The sequence below is a fragment of the Bacillus sp. XF8 genome, from assembly GCF_017498755.1.
In the GTDB taxonomy this organism is placed as follows: Bacteria; Bacillota; Bacilli; order Bacillales; family Bacillaceae_G; genus Bacillus_A; species Bacillus_A bingmayongensis.
This window is the reverse complement of sequence record NZ_JAGDQK010000009.1, coordinates 1-21296: the sequence shown is the minus strand read 5'-3', so window position 1 is coordinate 21296 and position 21296 is coordinate 1. Positions and strand designations below refer to the sequence as shown.

Genomic DNA, 21296 nt, shown 5'->3' with positions numbered 1-21296 from the left:
GTGGGAGAGGCAATAGTAATTACATCTGGAAAAGGCGGAGTAGGAAAAACTACAACGTCTGCAAACATTGGTACAGCCCTAGCACTATCCGGGAAAAAGGTTTGCTTAATTGACACGGATATTGGTCTAAGAAATTTAGACGTAGTAATGGGGCTAGAAAACCGTATTGTATTTGATCTTGTTGATGTCGTCGAAGGTCGTTGTCGTTTACCTCAGGCTCTTATTAAAGATAAGCGCTTTGATGAGCTTTATTTATTACCTGCAGCACAAACGAGTGATAAATCAGCGGTAACACCTGAACAAATGGATGAATTAATACAGGTATTACGTCAAGATTATGATTACATATTAATTGATTGTCCTGCTGGTATTGAGCAGGGATTCAAAAATGCAGTGGCAGGTGCAGATAAAGCAATTGTTGTAACGACACCTGAAGTATCTTCTATGCGCGATGCGGATCGTATTATCGGGCTTTTAGAAAAAGAAGATATCGAACCACCAAAACTTGTCATCAACCGTGTGCGTAGCCATATGTTGCATGAGCAGGATATGTTAGATGTAGATGAAATTGTACGTACACTTTCAATTGAACTACTTGGAGTAGTCGAAGATGATGATGAAGTTATTCGTGCTACAAATACAGGAGAGCCTGTAGCATTGCAGCCGAGTGGAAAAGCAGCATTAGCTTATCGGAATATTGCAAGACGTTTGTTAGGTGAATCTGTACCTTTACAAGCGTTTGAGCAAGAAAAAGTATCCGTATTTACAAAAGTAAAGAATTTCTTTGGAATTCGTTAAAAGCACTTCGCATGTATGCGAGGTGCTTTCTTTTTTTCTTCTCATGAATATCTTCCCTTCAGGGTTCATACACATGTACAAACTGTATAAAGTTTAGAAAATAGAGAACTTTTATTTACTAGAAGTTTCACTTTACTTGCTTCTCGCAAGAAGAGGTGGCAAAAGGAAGGGGACAGGATGAAGAATAGACGTGTAGAAGAGATTAAAAAACGGATTGCAAAGAGAAAAGAAGAACAAGAGAGGCTCGAGGAAGAACAGTATTTTTCAGAAGGAAACTTTGATGGAGAAACGATGTTCATTGAAGAAGGGGAAAAAGAGGTGCATCCTCTTTTTCGAAAGGAAGTATTTTTATTTAAATTTTTATTAGCGGCAATTCTCGTTCTCTCGGTGGCTATTTTATTTAAAAATGCACCGGCTTCTTTTGATGGAGCAAAAACGGTTGTAAAACAAGTTATGCAAGAAGAATTTCAGTTTGCTACTGTATCTAAATGGTACGAAGATCAATTTGGAAAACCACTCGCCTTTCTATCTGCAAATGAAAAGAAGCAATCGGTGCAGCAAAAAGATTATGCAGTTCCAGCTTCAGGGAAAGTCATGCAAAGTTTTCAAAAAGATGGCCAAGGTGTATTTGTACAAACAGCTACGAATACAGCTGTTGAATCTGTAAATGAAGGGGTTGTCATCTTCGCTGGTAAGAAAGAGGGATTTGGGAATATAGTTGAGATCCAACATGCAGATGGTACGGAATCCTGGTATGGAAATTTAGGTGAGACATCTGTAAAATTATATGATTATGTTGAAAAGAAACAAAGGATTGGAACAGTTGGGAGCAGTGTAGATAACAAGAATGGTAAGTTCTATTTTGCAATCAAAAAGAATGAAAAATTTATCGATCCGATTCAGGTGATTTCATTTGAATAAATATAGTGAAGTATTGTCAAAAATTACAGTGCATCCACTGTTTTGGGGAATTATAGCTATTGGAATTTTTACAGCGCGTTTTAAAGAATTACTACTTTTATTTTGTATCGTTCTGATTCACGAACTTGGGCACGCCTTCGCAGCCGCGCATTATAAATGGAGAATTAAGCAAATAAAACTTTTGCCGTTTGGTGGCGTGGCGGAGCTTGAGGAACATGGGAATAAGTCGTTAAAGGAAGAATTAGTCGTTGTAATAGCGGGACCTATTCAACATGTGTGGATGATTGGGCTAGCTTATGTCTTGGCTAGGACAGGATGGGTTAGTGGGGACCTGTATCATTTTTTTGTATGGAACAATTTAATTATTCTAGGGTTTAATTTATTACCAATTTGGCCACTAGATGGTGGGAAAGTATTGTTTAATATTTTATCGCATCAATTTCCTTATTTACAGGCGCATGAGAAGATGATGAAAATATCATGTGTTTTTTTTAGTGTAATATTAGGATGGCAACTCCTTTGGAATAGTAATAATATTATGATGTGGGTGCTTCTTCTGTTTTTAGCTATTTCTTTATATCAAGAATGGAAGCAACGGCGCTATGCGTTTATACGTTTTTTACTAGAACGTTATTATGGGAACAAGCGAGATATTGAAAAAATTGCTCCCATTGAGGTGAAAACAGAAGATCGATTATATACGATTTTTACAAAGTTTCGGAGAGGATATAAGCACTCGATTATCGTTCATGGTAAATATAAAGAACATTATACATTGGATGAAAATGAATTGCTTTATGCGTATTTTACTGAAAAACGAACAACTTCATCTGTAGCAGAATTAATCGGTTAGTGTTGACGATGACACTAACCTTTTATATTGTAAGAGGAAAAGAAAATAAAAAAGTGAGGAAAGTATTTTGAAGACGTTATACATCAACTATACTGGTTCGGAAAAACGGGTTGCTGTAGAGGAAAAACAAGAGATTGTCGAACTTTTATGGCAACGAAATCAAGAGCAAGAGATTGTTGGGCATATTTATGTGGGACGCGTCGTACGGACGATTGCGGGGATGAATGCAGCATTTGTCAATATCGGTTTAGAAAAACATGCCTATCTTTCATATGATGATGTTCCATCAGTATATCGAGTGCATGAAGGACAGGCATTGCTCGTGCAAGTGGTAAAAGAAGCAATTGATACAAAAGGTCCAAAATTAACAGCGAATGTAGAATTTACCGGGAAATATGTCGTGTATATGCCTTATGACGAGATGCGTGCTGTTTCCCGGAAAATAAAAAATTATAAGAAACGACAACAATTGCTTGAAATTCAAGTAGGGGGAACGGGAGGATATATTTTCCGTTCAGCTTGTGACAAAGGTGCAATCGATGAAGTGCAACTTGAAATGCAACATTTTCAAGATTTGTTTAAAGAATTAAAAAGAAAAGAAGACTGGGGCAAGGCACCATTATTACTCCATCGTCCAGCTACTTTTTTAGATCGCGTATTTAAAGAAAATCCGATTGAAACAATTGAAAAAGTAATTGTAGATACACACAGTATAGTACCAGAATTGCAAGAAAAAGTAGGAAAAGAAAAAGTTTCGTTTTACAATGAAAAAACTTCTATGTTTAGTCACTATGGTGTAGATCGCGAAATTGAAAAAGCACTGCAAAAAATAGTGTGGTTACCAAATGGTTCTTATTTAATCATAGAGCAAATGGAAACAATGACAGTTATTGATGTGAACACTGGTAAATTTACTGGAAAGCAGAATTTGCAAGATACGGTATTACGGACGAATGAAATAGCTGCGGAAGAAATTGCTCGTCAATTAAGGCTTCGTGATATTGGTGGTATGATTTTAATTGACTTCATTAATATGAAAAAACAAGAAGATAAAGAGAAGGTAAGAGAAAGACTCATTTCTTCTTTACAAAGGGATCGTACATATACACGTGTTCTTGGGTTTACAGAGCTAGGTATTTTAGAAATGACACGTAAGCGTAAGAAACACTCGCTGCGTGACGTATTACTAGAAGACTGTTCGCGGTGCAAAACGACAGGGTACGTCATTTCAAATGAAACAATTGCATATGAGCTAGAAAGAGAGCTTATTACATATAACCATGTAGAAGACGAAGCGGTGTTAATTGCAGCGTCAAAAGAAGTACAAAAAATATTTTTACAAAAAGAATTGCAAAAAAATATACCATTTCAAATTTATTTCACAGATGAAGAAACTGAGAAGTATAGGATTGTTCGATTTGGAACGAAGAAAGAAATCATGAATCGGAAAAATAGTTAGCAGAACATTTATTGACAATAGTCCATGTTTCATGATAACATCTCTATGTTATAGTTTATAGCACCTAAACTGCTATATACTACAACCGCACAAGACAGGTTCTCAAAAGACATTCTATGTCTACCTCGTTTTGGCGAGTCTTAGTAATTATGAGGAGGTGCAAGTATGTACGCAATTATCGAAACAGGTGGAAAACAAATCAAAGTTGAAGCTGGTCAAGAAATCTACATTGAGAAATTAGATGCTGAAGCTGGTGAAACTGTTACTTTTGACAAAGTTCTTTTCGTTGGTGGCGAAAACGTGAAAGTTGGTAGCCCAGTTGTAGAAGGTGCAACAGTTACTGCGAAAGTTGAAAAACAAGGTCGCGCTAAGAAAATCATCGTTTTCAAATACAAAGCGAAAAAGAACAATCGTAAAAAACAAGGTCATCGTCAACCTTACACTAAGCTAGTGATTGAAGCAATCAACGCTTAATTCTGGTTAAGATGATTAAAGTTACGATATGTCGCACGAAATTAGGAAGTATCCAATCATTTAAAATGACCGGACATGCCGATTATGCGCCGCATGGACAAGATCTTGTCTGTGCTGCAACAACTGCGGTTGTGTTTGGATCTATAAATGCAGTGGAAGTACTTTGTAATGTGCAGGCAACTATTGAACTCGGAAGTGATGGCGGATTCTTAACGTATGAATTGCCTAATGATTTAGACGTTCATGCGATGGAAAAAGCACAAACACTTTTAGAAGGATTAGTTGTTTCGCTTAAGACGATTGAACTTGATTACGGAAAGTATATCCGTTTAATAGAAAAAGTGCAGGAGGTGTAACGTATGTTAAGATTAGATCTTCAGTTTTTCGCATCTAAGAAAGGTGTAGGTAGTACAAAGAACGGTCGTGACTCTCAGTCAAAACGTCTTGGTGCTAAACGCGCAGATGGTCAAATGGTTTCAGGTGGTTCAATTCTTTACCGTCAACGCGGTACAAAAATTTATCCAGGTGTTAACGTTGGTCGTGGTGGCGATGACACTTTATACGCGAAAGTTGACGGCGTAGTACGCTTCGAGCGTCTTGGCCGTGACCGCAAACAAGTGAGCGTATATCCTGTTGCTCAAGAAGCATAAGAAACTCACGGAAAACTCTAACCTGGGTGCAGGTTAGAGTTTTTCTATATTAAGGGGTATCTGAATGAAAGAAAAATGGACAATTATAGATGCGCTGCGCCATTCGAGACATGATTGGCTCAATCGTATGCAGATGATTAAAGGAAACCTTTCCCTTGGAAGAGTGGAAGAGATTCATGGGCTCATCGATCGTTTTGTCCAAGAAGCGAGACAAGAATCCAATCTGATGGGGCTATCGATGCCTTTATTTTCAGAATGGATTTTAACATATAATTGGAAACAGCAACCGTGCTTATTGGAGTACGAAGTATTAGGGGAATTACATAACTTATCTCATTTCGATGAGGCGGTTTGTACATGGACGAATCAGTTTTTCTCAATGCTTCAGCATAGTTTAGACGTTTATGTTGAAAATTATGTTTGTATCACAATTGAATGTGACGCGGAGAATGCTCGTTTCTTTTTTGATTTTCGTGGCAAGCTAACGGATGTAGAAGAACTACAAACGTGGCTTACAAACCAAAACAATGAATGGTATTCCATTTCTTATACAGTGCGAGACGATGAAGTCTCGGTTATATTACAACCAATTGAAAAAAGTGTGGTGAAATAATGTTTGTAGATCAGGTCAAGATATATGTAAAAGGCGGCGACGGTGGTAACGGAATGGTTGCGTATCGTCGTGAGAAGTATGTTCCAAAAGGTGGCCCAGCAGGTGGCGATGGTGGTAAAGGTGCAGATGTTGTTTTCGTTGTGGACGAAGGCTTACGTACATTAATGGACTTCCGCTACCAACGTCATTTCAAAGCTGATCGTGGTCAACACGGGATGAGCAAAGGGCAACATGGTCGTAAAGCTGACGATTTAATCGTAAAAGTTCCACCAGGAACAGTTGTAAAAGATGAGGCAACTGGTCAAATTCTTGCGGATTTAGTAACGCATGAGCAATCAGCAGTTATCGCAAGAGGTGGTCGTGGTGGCCGTGGTAACTCACGTTTTGCAACACCGACGAACCCAGCACCAGAAATCGCTGAGAACGGGGAACCAGGTCAAGAACGTGATGTAATCTTAGAATTAAAAGTATTAGCGGATGTTGGACTTGTTGGATTCCCAAGCGTAGGTAAATCAACATTATTATCCGTTGTATCATCAGCGCGTCCGAAAATTGCAGAATATCACTTTACAACAATCGTTCCAAACCTAGGTGTTGTTGAGACAGGCGATAACCGTAGCTTCGTTATGGCTGACCTTCCTGGATTAATTGAAGGAGCACATGCCGGCGTTGGACTTGGACACCAATTCTTACGTCATATTGAGCGTACACGTGTTATCGTGCATGTGATTGATATGTCTGGTTTAGAAGGCCGTGAGCCATATGAGGATTATGTAACAATTAATAATGAATTAAAAGAATATAATCTGCGTTTAACAGAGCGTCCACAAGTTGTTGTTGCAAACAAAATGGATATGCCAGATGCAGAAGAGAACTTACAAGCATTTAAAGAAAAAGTGGGAGACGAAGTGAAAATCTTCCCAATCTCTGCAGTAACAAAGCAAGGTGTTCGTGATCTATTATTTGAAGTAGCAAACTTATTAGAAACGACACCAGAATTCCCAGTACACGAGGTTGTAGACGAATCTGAAGCAAGTGTAATGTACAAGTTTGAAACTGAAGGTGTTAAATTTGAAATTACACGTGAAAGCGACGGTACGTTTGTTATTTCTGGTTATGACATTGAGAAAACATTCAAGATGACAGACTTCTCGCGTGATGAATCTGTACGTCGTTTCGCTCGTCAAATGCGTGGTATGGGTATCGATGAAGCTCTTCGTGCACGCGGTGCAAAAGACGGCGACATTGTAAAAATTCTTGAATATGAATTTGAATTTATCGATTAAGACTGCCAAAATACGGCAGTCTTTTTTATAATGGAAAAAGGAGTGAATTTATTGAAATAAAAGGATGGGGAAAAATGTATAAAGTATTTATTGTAGAAGATGACGAAAAGATTGCAGAAATATTAGAGGAACATTTAGAAAGATATGGATATCAATCATTCAGGGCGACCGATTTACGTCAAATAAAAGACGAGTTCGTAAAAGTAAATCCTCATTTAGTGTTACTTGATATTAATTTACCGTACTTTGATGGCTTCTATTGGTGCCGCCAAATTCGTACAGTATCAAATGCGCCGATTATTTTCGTTTCTGCAAGAACAGGAGAAATGGATCAAGTGATGGCCATTGAAAATGGTGGGGATGATTATATTACAAAACCGTTCCATTTAGACGTCGTAATGGCAAAGGTAAAGAGTGCACTGCGCCGCGGATACGGTGAGTATGCTTCATCAACAGAAAGCGATTGTTTAGGTGTTAATGGGCTATTACTTTTTCCGTCGCAACATATAGTAGAGTGGAAAGGACAACAAACTGAACTTACAAAAAATGAGTTTTATTTACTCGAATGTTTAATGAAACAGGCCAATCAATATGTAACGCGTGAAGAGTTATTAGAGGCGCTATGGGATGAAGTAGCTTTTGTTGATGATAATACATTAACTGTGAACGTAAAACGCGTGAGGAAGAAATTAGAGGAGCTTGGAATCAAAAATGCAATTGTGACAAAACGTGGGTATGGTTATGCGCTTATTACAGACTGGGGAGATGGATATGAAGCTTAGAAGTTACCTCATGGATCGTTTTCCTTTAATCCTTTCTTATATTGTAAGTCTTTGCTTATTTGGGCTCGTATTACAGTTACAAAGTCTTTTAGAAAAGAAGTCACTTGACTGGAGTACGTGGTTATATGGACTTTTATTAGGGGTAGTCTTGTTTCTCGTATACCTCATGTATGATTATCGAAAACGTAGCGTGTTTTTAAAAAGAATAGAACAATATATTGCTGGTGGGCATACGTTACATGACTCTTTACTCGTTGACGCTTCTTATACATCGGAACAAGAAATGATTGTAGAAGCATTCACTTTGCTGAGACAGCAATATATGAATGAGATTCATAAGCAGCATACGAAAGAACAGCAGCAAATGATTTTCATGAACCAATGGATTCATCAAATGAAAACACCGGTATCAGTTATTGAATTATTGTTGCAGAAATTTGGCAAAGCGCACCGTGAAGCAAGGGAAACAGTTGAAAGTATTCGGGAAGAAAATAACCGTATTTTAAATGGTTTAGATTTAGCATTACATATGGCAAGGCTAGAGCAGTTTGCGAAAGATTATAAAGTAGAAGTAGTAAATGTCATAGATGTCGTTCGAGATATTATTAATCAAAATCGAAAGTCTTTCATTCAATCTTCTGTATATCCAAAATTAATGTTTGAAGAAGATACTTGTATGGTTGCATCTGATAGAAAGTGGATTAGTATCGCAATTAGTCAAATTGTAGTGAATGCAATTAAGTACACAAAAATCTCACAAGCGGATAAAAAAGAAATTCAGTTTCGAATAGAGGAGAAGGATCAGAAGATTTTATTACATATTCGTGATAATGGAATTGGTATTCCGAAGCAAGATGTAAAGCGAATATTTGATCCGTTCTTTACTGGGATAAATGGTCGAAAAACGAGGGAAGCAACGGGGATGGGCTTATATATTACGAAAGAAATTTGTGATAATCTTCATCACGGAATTTACGTGCAATCAACAGAAGGCGAAGGTACAACATTTACATTCAAATTTGCAAAAGACGAAGAATATCATGCATTGATGAGAAAAATGACAAAATTGTAAGATAACAAATGGTTTTGTAAGGGAAATCACTCGTTTCTTTTTCTCATTTTTCTTATAGTAAATGTAAGAAGAAAACACATAGGGGGATTAGAAATGAGTGTTCTTGAAGTAAAAGGGTTAACGAAGGTGTACCAATCAAAAGGTTCAGTGGCAACGACCGCTTTACATGATATAAATTTTAAAATTGAAGACGGCGAATTTGTAGGGATTATGGGGCCTTCAGGAAGCGGGAAAACAACGCTTCTTAATTTATTAGCAACAATTGATAAACAAACATCAGGTCATGTTTATGTGAATGGTGAAGAAATTAGCCAAATGCGTGCAGCAAAACTAGCAGAATTTCGTCGTACGCACTTAGGCTTTATCTTCCAAGATTTTAATTTGCTTGATACGTTATCGATTAAAGAAAATATTATTTTGCCACTTGTTATGGCGAAACGTCCTGTGAAGGAAATTGATACGAAAGTACTTGAAATTGCGAAGTTTTTAAATATCGAAGGAATTTTAAATAAAAAAGTATATGAAGTTTCAGGTGGACAGCAACAACGTGCCGCAGCTGCGCGTGCCATTATTCATGAACCGACATTAATCTTAGCAGATGAACCAACAGGAAACTTAGACTCTAAATCAGCAAAATCATTAATGGGCGCACTGCAAGATTTACATGAGAAAAAGAAAGTAACGATTGCGATGGTAACGCATGATCCAGTAGCCGCTAGCTATTGCGAGCGTATTCTCTTTATCCGCGATGGAGAAATCTTCTCGGAAATTCATAAAGGAAAAACAAAACAAGCCTTTTTCCAAGAAATTTTAGACGTACTTGCGATGCTAGGAGGAGAATATCATGAACTTTCGCCAGCTCGCGCTTAATAATGTAAAAGGAAATTGGCGTAATTATAAAGCCTTTCTTATTAGTAGTTGTTTATCGATTTTAGTATTTTTTATGTATGCTTCCTTCATTTATCATCCAGATGTAGTGAGCGGAAATATTAGCATGAAGACGATGATTACAAAAGGGTTAGAATCCATGAACTATATCGTTGTCATCTTTTCGGCACTCTTTATTTTATATGCGAATTCAACGTTTTTACGAGCAAGAAAAAAGGAGTTCGGTTTATTAACATTAATAGGCGGAACAAAAGCACAACTCGGCCGTATGATCATACTAGAGCAAACGATTTTAGGTGGAATCGCAATTGTAATAGGGATTGCTCTTGGCATGCTTGGTTCAAAACTTTTCTTTCAAGCGTTAAGTGTATTGCTTGGAATAGATAAAACGCTTCCACTTGTATGGAATGGAAAAGCAGTTTTCATTACTGCTAGTGTATACTTCATTCTTTTCTTCTTCTTATCATTGTTTGGTGTTTGGACAGTGGGACGCTTGCAAATTATTGATTTATTAAGAGAAGCAAGAAAACAAAAAGTAGAGCCTTTTGCATTTACATGGTTATGTGTAGTCGGGATATTATGTATTATTGCCGCATATGTACTTTGTTTCCAAGTAACGCTTATGAATTTTTTGATATACTTTTTACCGATTGTAGGATTGACAATTGGAGGAACGTACTTACTATTCACACAAGGTAGCACCGTCGTATTAAAGGCGTTACAAAAACGAAAAAAATCTTTTTATACATATCCAAATATGTTTGTACTTAGCAATCTTATTTATAAAATGAAAGATAATGCTCGTTTTCTATTCGTTATTTCCATTATTACAGCTGTTGTCTCTTCAGCGATTGGTACGCTTTACGTATTCTTTGAAGATATGAGTTATAAAACAGTAGTTAGTACTCCTCATGCAATTTCATATGAGGAAAAGGGAGTAAATACACATAATGTTATTAGTGACGAGAAAATGCAAGAGCTATTGAAAAACCACGGGTTTGAAGATGCACGAAAAGTAACATATGTAAAACTTCCTGCAAAACAAAAACTAGCGTTGTTAAATGGTGAGCATGAGATGCCGTTAGCTATTATTTCAGAAAAGGAATATAATGCAGAAGCGCGTAAGCAAAAGAAAGAGGAAGTTCATAATGCACCAGGAAGCGCAACGATGGTTTTACTTGATATGATGAATGACTTTGTGAAGATAGATCGTACAAAGCCATTTGAGTTTACGCTGAACGGACAAAAACAGTCTATTAAGTTAAATGATCCAATTTCGCAATCTGTTTTTAATGATGAAGGCTATCTCATTGCAAATGATCAAGACTTTGTGAAATATGCAGAGGCTATATCAGATGAAGAAAAGACAAAATATTACGGATATTATATTGAAGACTGGAAAGGAACAGAGAATCTTGTAGTAGAATTGAAAAAAGAAATTGCTCAAGAACAACAACAGAATTTCCATAATTCCGTTCTTACGTATAAAGCGATAAAGGAACAAGGGGCAATTACAATGTTCATCGGTTTCTTTGTAGCAGTACTCTTCTTCTTCTTTGCCTGTAGCATGACATACTTTAAATGGTTTAACGATAAAGAACAAGATCGTATTCAATTTAAATCATTAAAGCGAATTGGTATGACAGATAAAGAAATTCGTAAAATTGCAATTCGTCAAATGGGAGTTATATTCTTTATCCCAATTCTCATTGGTGCTATTCATAGCGGATTTGCTCTTCATACATTAGGGAAAATGCTTTATTTAGATTTATGGAAATCAGGTGTGATTGTAATTGGAGCATATATTGTGGCTTCGGCAATTTACTTTATGATTGCACAAAGAGGATATTTAAAACACGTAAAGGGCTAGGGAAACCTCTAGCTTTTTACCTATGTAACAAGTTACAGGGAGGATGCAGATGAATATCAGGCAGCTAGCGATACAAAATGTAAGGGGGAATTGGCGGAGTTATAAAGCGTTTCTATTAAGTAGCTCTTTTTCTGTAGCAGTTTTTTATATGTATACAGTGTTTGTGTATCATCCGGAAGTTGCGAATAGTAATGTACACATTGGAATCAGGTCGGGTTTACAAGGGTGTAGTTATCTTATTCTCATGTTCTCGGCACTTTTTATGTTAAGCTCTAATACTACTTTCCTTGATGCGAGAAAAAAAGAATTAGGATTACTTAAATTAATGGGATCTACAAATTCTAGAATTTCAATTTTATTATTTCTAGAACAGGTGGTAGTTGGTTTTGTATCAACTTGTATTGGGATTGGAGTTGGAATGTTATTTTCAAACTTGTTTTTAATGACATTGAGTATACTCTTAGATTTACAGAATGCAATTCATTTTATCTTTCAAATAAAACCGATTTTGATGACAGCTGTTGTATATTCATGTATCTTTTTTTCTTTAGCATTATTTAGTTTATGGAATGTGCGGAAATTAGAAATTATTGATTTATTATTAGATAAGAGAAAAGGACGTAGAGCTTTTAAAGTAGGGAAATGGCGATTTGGTTTAGGAATTATTTTTCTTTTATGTGGATATACCCTTGCGGTAAAAGTAACGCTAGGGAAGTTATTCCTCTACTTCTATCCCATTCTTAGTACTGTAATTATAGGAACTTATTTTTTATTTACGCAAGGAAGTTTGATTGTTTTGAAAGGGCTTCAAAAACAAAAGAATCTCTATTATAAATATCCAAATTTATTTGTGCTTCGCAGCCTTGAATACAAATTGAAAGATCATGCAAAGTTTTTATTTTCTATTTCTATTTTGACAGCAACAGTTATTACAGCAACAGGAACTGCATATGCATATTTTTCTGATCTTCCAAAGAGCGCTATGTTTTCATTACCTCATGAAATTTCCTATACAGAAAAAGGAATCGAATCTCATGAGGTAATTTCTCCTAATGAACTTTCAACACTATTCAAAAAACATGGTTATGAAAATGTAGAGAAAGTACAGTTTATCGGGTTACCAGGGAAGTTTATCACAACACATGATGGGCGCTTATTTCCCGTTACTGTTATGTCACAAACAGACTATAACAAAGAAGCAAAGAAGCAAGGGAAAAGTATGTTGAACAATCAGAAAGGCTATGGCACATTTATAAACCCAATGGCCTTTGATGGTCAAAATGTGTATGATAAGGAAATATTTTATTTTCAAATGTTAGGAGTACCATATGAAATTAAATTACAGGAATCTAAATCAGACATGGTTTTTAATGGAGATGGCGCTGGGCACCATAACCAATTATTAGTTGTACAAGATGAACAGTTTAAACAATGGGAGTCTGTTATTCTTGACCGAGAAAAGTATGTATATTATGGTTATAATCTTCCAAATTGGCAGGAGCAAAAAGAGTTCGCGTTAGAACTCCAAGAGAAGGTGTCTCCAGATTATTCTTCTTCGATGAGAAATAAGATTAGTATATACACCGTGTTTAGAGAAGGAGGGGCAGTATTATTATTTATTGGTTCATTTATTAGTATTCTCTTCTTTTTAGCAACTTGCAGCATGACATATTTTAAATGGTTTTCTGATATTGGACAGGATCGTAAAGAGTATCGCTCTTTAATGAAAATAGGAATGGAGAAAGGGGAAATAAAGCGAATTGTCAGATGGCAAATGGGAAGTTTATTTTTTATTCCTATTGTGGTTGGAATCATACATAGTATATTTGCTTTTATTGCATTAGGTAATTTAATGGGGATGAATGTGTTAAATACAAGTATAAAAGTTATAGGTATTTATTGCATAGCAACAGTCATTTATTTCTTCTTCGCCCAAAAAGAATATATGAAACATATAGACTAGCAGAAAGTGCTAGTCTTTTTAAAATATTCGAAATTTGCATAGAAGAATATAAATATTTATGGTATAACAGTAAGAAAACGAAAAAGAGGGGAAAAGACGATGATTCGAGTTGGCTATTTAGGACCAGAAGCAACATTTACAAATATGGCGGTGAGTCGTTTTTTTCCGGAAGCAGAGCATGTACCGTATCGAACGATTCCTGATTGTATAGATGCTGCGGCAAATGGAAATGTTGATTTCGCTGTTGTACCACTTGAAAATGCAATTGAAGGATCGGTCAATATTACGATTGATTATCTTGTGCATGAACAACCGCTTTTTATTGTAGGGGAAATTACAGTGCCCATTCAGCAGCATTTGCTCGTCCACCCAAATTATGAAAAAATATGGAATGAAGTATATGCAGTGCATTCTCATCCACATGCGATTGCGCAGTGCCATAAGTTTTTAAATGAGGAATTAAAGGGTGTAACAGTCCGTGATATGACATCGACAAGTGCAGCAGCGCAGTATGTGAAAGAACACCCGGAAGAGAGGATTGCAGCAATTGCAAACGAAGCAGCAGCAGAGAAGTATGATTTAACAATTGTGCAGCGCAATATTCACACGCATAAAAATAATCATACGCGTTTCCTCGTGTTACATAAAAAACAGCGTGCATTATTGCCGAAAAATGGTGAGAACCGCGGTGAGAAAACGACTTTGATGGTAACGTTACCTGCTGATTATGCAGGGGCACTTTATCAAGTATTATCGGCTTTCGCATGGCGAAAATTAAATTTATCGAAAATCGAATCCCGTCCGATGAAAACGGGTCTTGGTAATTACTTTTTCTTAATTGATGTAGACAAAGCATATGATGACGTATTATTGCCAGGCGTGACGATGGAGCTTGAAGCACTAGGGTTTTCTGTAACGGTGCTTGGTAGTTATTCTTCTTATTGGTTGTAATGATAAATAAAATCCCACTTCATACGGTGGGATCTTTTACATTATTTTAACTTTTTCAGACGATCTGATAACTGTTCACGCCAAACATCTGCTAGTTCTGGAACAGCAAGGATCTTTTCAATACCTTCTTTATCTTTTCGACTATGAAAATATATTTCGTTAGAGAGCAGAACGGAAACATTGCTTGGATGACGCTCTAGCAATGTGATTTGTGAGTCTCTTCGTACGATACCTTCTTGCAGAACACGACATAAATACCCAGTATATCCAGTTGCTACAATACGTGGTAATATGCCAGGAATACCAAGTCGTTTGGAAATTGTACTACAAGGTATTCGCGCTTGTGTAACTTGAATGATTGCCTCACCTAATTGATATGTATCCCCGATACAAACATCGCGTTCTAACATATTTGTTACAGTAATGTTTTCACCAAATGTAGAAGATGGAAGCGTCCGGTGGAATTCTTGTTCCCACAGGGCGTAATGTTCATATGGATAAACACAAACAGCACGGTCAGGTCCGCCGTGATATCGTAAGTCTGCTACATCATCACCACGAAATCCATCTTTTGAAAGAAAAGCTTCTTCTGTAGGCTCTTTACAGATGCCAGTTATCATTTCTTTATCTTCGTTATATTTCATTTGTTTCGGTTTGCCGATGCTAAAGTGAACGAGTTCAATTCCCATATTTGATCTCCTTTACAATTGATTTCAATATTATATCATTTTAAAAATAAAAGCACAGAGAATAGTGAAAGACTCTGTGCTTTACATTAATAAACGAGAAATCCAGCGCGGTCTAGCGCATCGCAAGCTGCATCTAATTTCTCTTTTGAATCTGCTTCGATTGTATGTAGGTGAATACCATCTGTTAGTTGAGATAGGTAGGAAGCATTTGTATTTTCGATCTTTTGTAAATATTGTTCTACATCGAAGCGGTTACTTACCATAATTGAGGCTGTTAAGTCACCGTATACAGGATGTTCCACTTTCACATCTTTAATCGTAACGCCATGATCAACGAGCATTGTTAGCTCTTGGCGCACTTCTGCTGGTTTATGTTGGCAGACGATGACGCGTTCAAAAGCTTGCTGCTTTGCTTGTGGTTTTAAATATAAATACCCTTGTGCAGTTGCAATAATTGGTTCATTTCGCGCTTTTAATAAGGAAATATCTTGTACGATAACTTGTCTACTAACGTTTGTCTTTTTAGATAGTTCGCTTCCTGATAACGGTTCATTTGCTGCAAGAAGCCATTGTAGGATGAGTTGTCTTCTTTCTTCGCCTAAAATCTTTTTTTGTTCATTTTGCTTCATTATAACTTAACACCTCTATAAAATTGATTTCCAATTGTGTGTAGTGCACGAATAGTTGTATCGATTTGTTCTTTCGTTGTTTGCTGTCCAAAAGAAAAACGGACATATTGTTTTGCCTCTTCATACGTTTTTCCAATTGCAAGCATTGTTTTTGAAGGTTCTTGCTTGCCAACTTGACAAGCGCTCCCAGTTGAAATAGCAATTCCACGACGGTTGCATTCTAACATTGTATACTGACCTTCTATTCCTTTTATTGTAACCCCAATAATATGTGGTAAACAAGCAGTAGAATGTCCCTCTACTATAATTTCAAGAGGAAGAGCTTGGAATTGTTCTAAAAAATAAGATCGTAATTGCTTAAAACGAAAGTTGTCTTCTTTTTGTTTTTTTAATATATGCTCTGCCGCTGTTAAAAAAGCTGCAATGCCAGGAACATTTACTGTACCGGGGCGAAATCCTCTTTCATGAGAAGTTCCAGGGAAAATCTGTCCCCAACGAACTTGTGGATTTATATAGCAAGCTCCGACACCTTTCGGCCCGTAAATTTTATGTGCAGAAACAGAGAGACTATCAATTTGCATTTCTGTCACATCGATTGGAAGTTTACCAAATGTTTGAACGCAATCTGTATGAAATAAAATATTATATTTGTTTAAGAGTGCTCCAATTTCTGCGATTTGTTGAACTGTCCCGATCTCGGAATTGCCATGCTGTATACTTGCTAGAACAGTATCCTCTGTAATGGCTACTTCTAAATCAGCTAAATGAATAAGCCCGCTTGTATCAACAGGAATTTCAGTAATTATATATCCGTGCTTTTTTAAATATTGAAAATAACTTCGAATGGATGCGTGCTCTATAGGTGTTGTAATAATATGTTTACCATTTCTAGCGTGTAAAAGTGATTGAATCGCCAGATAGTTAGATTCTGATCCGCCGCTTGTAAAGAAGACACCTTGTTCCTTTCCACCAATCATCTCTGCAAACGTCTCTCTACAAATTTGTAATAAAGAAGAGGCTGACCCGCCAATATCATGTAAACTTTGTTCGTTACCGAAATATTGTTTTGCTGCCTCTGTATAGGTTTTTATCGCTTCTTCACTCATAGGTGTTGTCGCTGCATAATCAAGATATATCATCATGTATATTCCTCTCCATAGTAGAGTTACATTCATTTTCTTTTTTTACATTTGTTAATAATGCAATGAAAATATGAATTGTAAAAAAACTCTTGTCATTATTTTAAAACTATGTAAATATAGGTGTCAAGACAGTTGAAAAGTGTAAACTAGGGGGCAATGATCATGCCAAGTGCAGATGTCTTAATTATCGGAAGTGGTGTTGCAGCACTTAGTGTTGCGAAAGAGATTTGTCACGAAAAGAATGTGATGATTATCACAAAAAAATCAAAGCGAAATAACAACACGCATTTAGCGCAGGGTGGAATTGCAGCAGCTGTAGCTACCTATGACAATGCGAATAATCATTACGAAGATACGATAGCGGCTGGTTGTGGCTATAACAACGAAGAAGCAGTTCAATATTTAGTTGAAGAAGGGCCGAAAGAGATTCGTAAGCTCATTACAAATGGGATGAAATTTGATGGGAGTGAAAAAGGACCTCATCTTGGAAAAGAAGGTGCGCATCGAAAACGACGTATTTTACACGCTGGGGGAGATGCAACAGGAAAAAACTTATTAGAGCATTTGATTAAGGAAGTAACTCCTTACGTTACGGTAGTGGAGCAGGAAATGGTGCTCGATTTAATTATAGAAAATGAAACATGTTACGGTGTTGTGACCCGTGATAGTGAAGGTAATATACAACGTTACTATGCTGAACATACTGTATTAGCTACAGGTGGTATTGGAGGTGTGTATGCATTTACGTCTAACGATGAGACGATTACAGGTGACGGACTAGCAATCGTGTACCGAGCTGGTGGAGAGCTTGTTGATTTAGAATTTGTCCAATTTCACCCAACGATGTTATATGTAGGCGGAAAGTGCTGTGGACTTGTTTCAGAAGCGGTGCGAGGTGAAGGGGCTGTCCTGTTAAATGAAAAAGGACAGCATTTTATGCTGGATGTACATCCGCAGCACGATCTTGCACCACGTGACATAGTGGCGCGGGCGATTCACGAACAACTTCTTGCGGGTGAAAGTGTATACTTGGATATTTCTTCTATTCAAAACTTTGAAGAGCGTTTTCCTACTGTATCAGCATTATGCAAAAAGAATGGTATAGATGTAAACCAAAATAGAATACCGGTTGTACCTGGTGCTCATTTTCATATGGGCGGTGTGAAAACGAATTGTGACGGAGAAACATCTATTGCACAATTATATGCTGTCGGTGAAGTAGCCTGTAACGGTGTTCATGGTGCAAACCGATTAGCGAGCAATTCGTTGTTAGAAGGGCTTGTGTTCGGGAGACGAATTGGAACACATATTTTAGATCATCTAGTACAAGGAAAGATAAATAGTAACGAAGGGATACATGAAAATCCCGTAATTCCTCAGTTACCAACAAAAAGAGAAATACAAGAGTACATGATAAAGTATGTCGGAATTGTGCGAACAGAAAAGAATTTATTGTATGCGCAGACATGGTTTGATCAGTATCGTGTTCAAAGTATGCAATTACAATACGATGCTCTTACAAATGAAGAGATAACAATTATAAACATGTTAACAGTTTGTGGGCTCATTGTAGAGGCTGCACTGCAAAGAAAAGAGAGCATAGGTGGTCACTATCGTGAAGATTACCCAAGCCGAAATAAAATAACGCAAGAAATTATTCTTGCAAATAAAAAATTACAATTTGTGTAACGAGAGGAAGAGGGGTTTTATGAACACGTTAAAGGTAAGAAAAGCATTAGAAAGTTTTTTTCTAGAAGACATTGGAGAAAGGGATGTAACATCGCAGCTTATCTTTCCTGATAACTTAAAGGCAAAAGGGACATTCCTTGCGAAAGATACAGGAGTATTTGCCGGGACAGCGGTAATTGAACAAGGGTTTCGATTAATAGATGACAGAATCCAAATCGCGCTTCATAAAAAAGATGGGGATTTCGTAGAAAAGGGCGACACTTTAGCGACTATACAAGGCCCGATTGTCTCGTTATTAACAGCAGAGCGCGTTATATTAAATGTGATTCAGCGTATGAGTGGCGTGGCAACGATGACACAAAGAGCGGTTCGTGCGTTAGAAAGTGACCATACCCGCATTTGTGATACGAGAAAAACAATACCAGGACTACGCATGTTTGATAAATATGCGGTTGTATGCGGAGGTGGATTTAATCATCGCTTCGGATTATACGATGGTGTCATGATTAAAGATAACCATATTGCTTTTGCAGGGTCTATTACAAAGGCAGTCACATCTGTAAAAGAAAAGCTTGGACATATGGTGAAAGTTGAAGTGGAAACGGAGACCGAAGAACAAGTGCGCGAAGCGGTTGCTGCAGGGGCAGACATTATTATGTTCGACAATCGTACACCGGAAGAAGTTCGAGAGTTTTCTAAAATTGTTCCAAGTGCAATTGTGACAGAAGCATCGGGGGGCATTACAATTGAAAAATTATCAAAATACGGCAAAACAGGGGTAGATTACATTTCACTTGGGTTATTAACACATTCTGTAAAGGCGTTAGATATTAGCTTTAATATTGAAGTTTAAGGCGAGAGGGTTAGAGGGGGAGATTATCGATGAGTATTTTAGAGAAGGTTCAGCCAATCGAAACAATGTTACCAGAGCGCTATCAAATGATGTCTGTGCGAGAAATGGAAGAGCGTGTTCGTGAAATTAAAGAAAAACTGGGGGAAGCGCTATTTATTCCTGGGCATCATTATCAAAAGGATGAGGTCGTTCAATTTTCAGATGCTGCAGGCGATTCATTGCAACTTGCCCAAGTAGCAGCTAGCAATAAAGCGGCAAAATATATCGTATTTTGTGGTGTGCATTTTATGGCTGAAACAGCAGATATGCTAACGACAGATGAACAGGTTGTTATTTTACCAGATATGCGTGCTGGCTGTTCCATGGCGGATATGGCAGATATTGAACAAACAGAACGAGCTTGGAAAGAACTTACGCAGTTATTTGGAGATACGATGATTCCATTGACATATGTTAATTCTACGGCAGCTATTAAGGCATTTTGCGGTCGTAATGGCGGTGCAACAGTAACGTCTTCCAATGCTAAAAAAATGGTGTCTTGGGCATTTACTCAAAAAGAGCGACTTGTCTTTTTACCAGATCAGCACTTAGGAAGAAATACAGCGTATGACTTAGGTATTCCATTAGATAAAATGGCGGTTTGGGATCCGCATACAGATTCATTAGAGTATGATGGGGATATAGAAGAGGTAAAGGTGATTTTATGGAAAGGACATTGTTCTGTTCATCAAAATTTCACTGTCAAAAATATTGAAAGTGTGCGGAAAAATCATCCTGATATGAATATTATTGTTCATCCAGAATGTTGTTATGAAGTGGTAGCAGCTTCTGACTATGCAGGATCAACAAAATATATTATCGATATGATTGAACAAGCACCATCTGGGAGCAAGTGGGCAATTGGTACAGAGATGAACTTAGTCAATCGGATTATTCATAGGCATCCTGATAAAGAAATTATTTCATTAAATCCTTTTATGTGTCCTTGTTTAACGATGAATCGCATTGATTTACCACATTTGTTATGGGCGTTAGAAACGATAGAGCGTGGAGAGGAAATCAATGTCATTCAAGTAGATAAGCAGGTGACAAAAGAAGCAGTCCTTGCCTTAAATCGTATGTTAGAGCGTGTGTAAAAGCGACGGGTTTCCGTCGCTTTTTTATTAAACATAATTAGCTAATTATAGTCATACATTGTGTTGAGGGAATCATTGTATTTTTTCATATTCGTACAACATTGTGCATGACTAAACGGTAAGAGTTAGAGTGGTTAACCATAGAGGAGAGTTTCACTTTACGTTATTTTTGTTTATAGATAAGTAATACAGGAGGGGGAAAATTTGAAAATTCATATCGTGCAAAAAGGGGATACCCTTTGGAAAATTGCGAAAAAGTACGGGGCAGATTTTGAAGCGTTAAAAAAGGCGAATACGCAGCTCAGTAATCCCGATTTGATTATGCCAGGTATGAAAATAAAAGTGCCATCTAGCAGTGTGCATGTGAAAAAAAATATGGATGCTGGCTCAGCTCCTCCAAAAGAATATGTAAAAGAGGTACAACAAAAAGAATTTGCAGCGACGCCTACGCCGCTTGGAATAGAAGAGGAAGAAGAAACTCTATATCCATCTGCACCAATTACGCAGCAACCGGCTATGCAGCAAACACAAAAAGAAGTGCAAATAAAGCCGCAAAAAGAAATGCCTGTCCAAAAAGA

General features: G+C 37.1%; 22 protein-coding genes and 1 other annotated feature. Of the genes, 19 read left to right on the top strand and 3 right to left on the bottom strand.

What is annotated here, in order from left to right:
• The 15 genes from minD (at position 1) to pheA (ending at position 14580) form a co-directional block, all read left to right on the top strand.
• Positions 1–798, top strand: coding sequence for a septum site-determining protein MinD (minD, locus tag J4P91_RS06550; protein ID WP_017150645.1), 798 nt, complete (start codon positions 1–3; stop codon positions 796–798).
• A gap of 177 nt (positions 799–975) precedes the next feature.
• Positions 976–1719 carry a M23 family metallopeptidase gene (locus J4P91_RS06545; protein ID WP_207993312.1) on the top strand — a complete coding sequence of 248 codons (744 nt, stop codon included), beginning with the start codon at positions 976–978 and terminating at the stop codon, positions 1717–1719.
• Positions 1712–2572: a M50 family metallopeptidase gene (locus J4P91_RS06540; protein WP_207993311.1), complete on the top strand. Its 861-nt coding sequence runs from the start codon at positions 1712–1714 to the stop codon at positions 2570–2572. Before J4P91_RS06545 ends, J4P91_RS06540 begins: the two co-directional genes overlap by 8 nt.
• A 67-nt stretch (positions 2573–2639) precedes the next feature.
• Positions 2640–4031 carry an Rne/Rng family ribonuclease gene (locus J4P91_RS06535; protein ID WP_207993310.1) on the top strand — a complete coding sequence of 464 codons (1392 nt, stop codon included), beginning with the start codon at positions 2640–2642 and terminating at the stop codon, positions 4029–4031.
• A gap of 73 nt (positions 4032–4104) precedes the next feature.
• Positions 4105–4182 (top strand) — a sequence feature (ribosomal protein L21 leader region).
• Positions 4183–4196: 14 nt separating this feature from the next.
• Positions 4197–4505, top strand: coding sequence for a 50S ribosomal protein L21 (gene rplU / locus J4P91_RS06530; RefSeq protein ID WP_003200848.1), 309 nt, complete (start codon positions 4197–4199; stop codon positions 4503–4505).
• An 11-nt stretch (positions 4506–4516) separates the two neighbouring features.
• Positions 4517–4861, top strand: a complete 345-nt coding sequence (locus J4P91_RS06525; protein ID WP_207993309.1) for a ribosomal-processing cysteine protease Prp — start codon at positions 4517–4519, stop codon at positions 4859–4861.
• A 3-nt stretch (positions 4862–4864) separates the two neighbouring features.
• Positions 4865–5155: a 50S ribosomal protein L27 gene (gene rpmA, locus J4P91_RS06520; RefSeq protein WP_017150650.1), complete on the top strand. Its 291-nt coding sequence runs from the start codon at positions 4865–4867 to the stop codon at positions 5153–5155.
• Positions 5156–5219: 64 nt separating this feature from the next.
• Positions 5220–5768, top strand: a complete 549-nt coding sequence (locus J4P91_RS06515; RefSeq protein ID WP_017150651.1) for a sporulation initiation phosphotransferase B — start codon at positions 5220–5222, stop codon at positions 5766–5768.
• Positions 5768–7054: a GTPase ObgE gene (gene obgE / locus J4P91_RS06510; RefSeq protein WP_017150652.1), complete on the top strand. Its 1287-nt coding sequence runs from the start codon at positions 5768–5770 to the stop codon at positions 7052–7054. Before J4P91_RS06515 ends, obgE begins: the two co-directional genes overlap by 1 nt.
• A gap of 74 nt (positions 7055–7128) precedes the next feature.
• A complete protein-coding gene (locus tag J4P91_RS06505) occupies positions 7129–7836 on the top strand; it encodes a response regulator transcription factor (RefSeq protein WP_207993308.1) in 708 nt (235 codons plus the stop codon).
• Complete coding sequence (locus J4P91_RS06500) at positions 7826–8908, top strand: HAMP domain-containing histidine kinase (protein WP_207993307.1); 1083 nt, start codon at positions 7826–7828, stop codon at positions 8906–8908. The genes J4P91_RS06505 and J4P91_RS06500 overlap by 11 nt, the downstream gene beginning before the upstream one ends.
• A 93-nt stretch (positions 8909–9001) precedes the next feature.
• Complete coding sequence (locus J4P91_RS06495; RefSeq protein ID WP_207993306.1) at positions 9002–9778, top strand: ABC transporter ATP-binding protein; 777 nt, start codon at positions 9002–9004, stop codon at positions 9776–9778.
• Positions 9753–11666 (top strand): ABC transporter permease, encoded by a 1914-nt coding sequence (locus tag J4P91_RS06490; protein WP_207993305.1) that lies wholly within the window; start codon positions 9753–9755, stop codon positions 11664–11666. The genes J4P91_RS06495 and J4P91_RS06490 overlap by 26 nt, the downstream gene beginning before the upstream one ends.
• Before the next feature lie 49 nt (positions 11667–11715).
• The gene (locus J4P91_RS06485) at positions 11716–13629 is read left to right on the top strand and encodes an ABC transporter permease (RefSeq protein ID WP_207993304.1); all 1914 of its coding nucleotides are present in this window, start codon (positions 11716–11718) and stop codon (positions 13627–13629) included.
• Between the two features lie 99 nt (positions 13630–13728).
• The gene (gene pheA, locus J4P91_RS06480; RefSeq protein WP_207993303.1) at positions 13729–14580 is read left to right on the top strand and encodes a prephenate dehydratase; all 852 of its coding nucleotides are present in this window, start codon (positions 13729–13731) and stop codon (positions 14578–14580) included.
• Between the two features lie 41 nt (positions 14581–14621).
• Here pheA and J4P91_RS06475 read toward each other — a convergent pair whose 3' ends face one another.
• The 3 genes from J4P91_RS06475 to J4P91_RS06465 form a co-directional block, all read right to left on the bottom strand.
• Positions 14622–15269, bottom strand: a complete 648-nt coding sequence (locus J4P91_RS06475) for an MOSC domain-containing protein (RefSeq protein ID WP_207993302.1) — start codon at positions 15267–15269, stop codon at positions 14622–14624.
• Positions 15270–15355: 86 nt separating this feature from the next.
• Entirely contained in the window at positions 15356–15898 is a 543-nt protein-coding gene (locus J4P91_RS06470; RefSeq protein ID WP_207993301.1) for a transcription repressor NadR, read from the bottom strand.
• Positions 15898–17040: an IscS subfamily cysteine desulfurase gene (locus tag J4P91_RS06465; protein ID WP_207993300.1), complete on the bottom strand. Its 1143-nt coding sequence runs from the start codon at positions 17038–17040 to the stop codon at positions 15898–15900. Before J4P91_RS06465 ends, J4P91_RS06470 begins: the two co-directional genes overlap by 1 nt.
• A 162-nt stretch (positions 17041–17202) precedes the next feature.
• Between J4P91_RS06465 and nadB the strand changes: the two genes are divergently transcribed.
• The 4 genes from nadB to safA form a co-directional block, all read left to right on the top strand.
• Complete coding sequence (gene nadB / locus J4P91_RS06460; RefSeq protein ID WP_207993299.1) at positions 17203–18729, top strand: L-aspartate oxidase; 1527 nt, start codon at positions 17203–17205, stop codon at positions 18727–18729.
• 19 nt (positions 18730–18748) lie between these two features.
• Positions 18749–19582, top strand: a complete 834-nt coding sequence (gene nadC / locus J4P91_RS06455; RefSeq protein ID WP_207993298.1) for a carboxylating nicotinate-nucleotide diphosphorylase — start codon at positions 18749–18751, stop codon at positions 19580–19582.
• A 29-nt stretch (positions 19583–19611) separates the two neighbouring features.
• On the top strand, positions 19612–20718 hold the full coding sequence (gene nadA, locus J4P91_RS06450) for a quinolinate synthase NadA (protein ID WP_207993297.1): 1107 nt from the start codon (positions 19612–19614) through the stop codon (positions 20716–20718).
• A gap of 204 nt (positions 20719–20922) precedes the next feature.
• On the top strand, positions 20923–21296 hold a 374-nt coding region (gene safA / locus J4P91_RS06445; protein WP_207993296.1), incomplete at its 3' end, for a SafA/ExsA family spore coat assembly protein.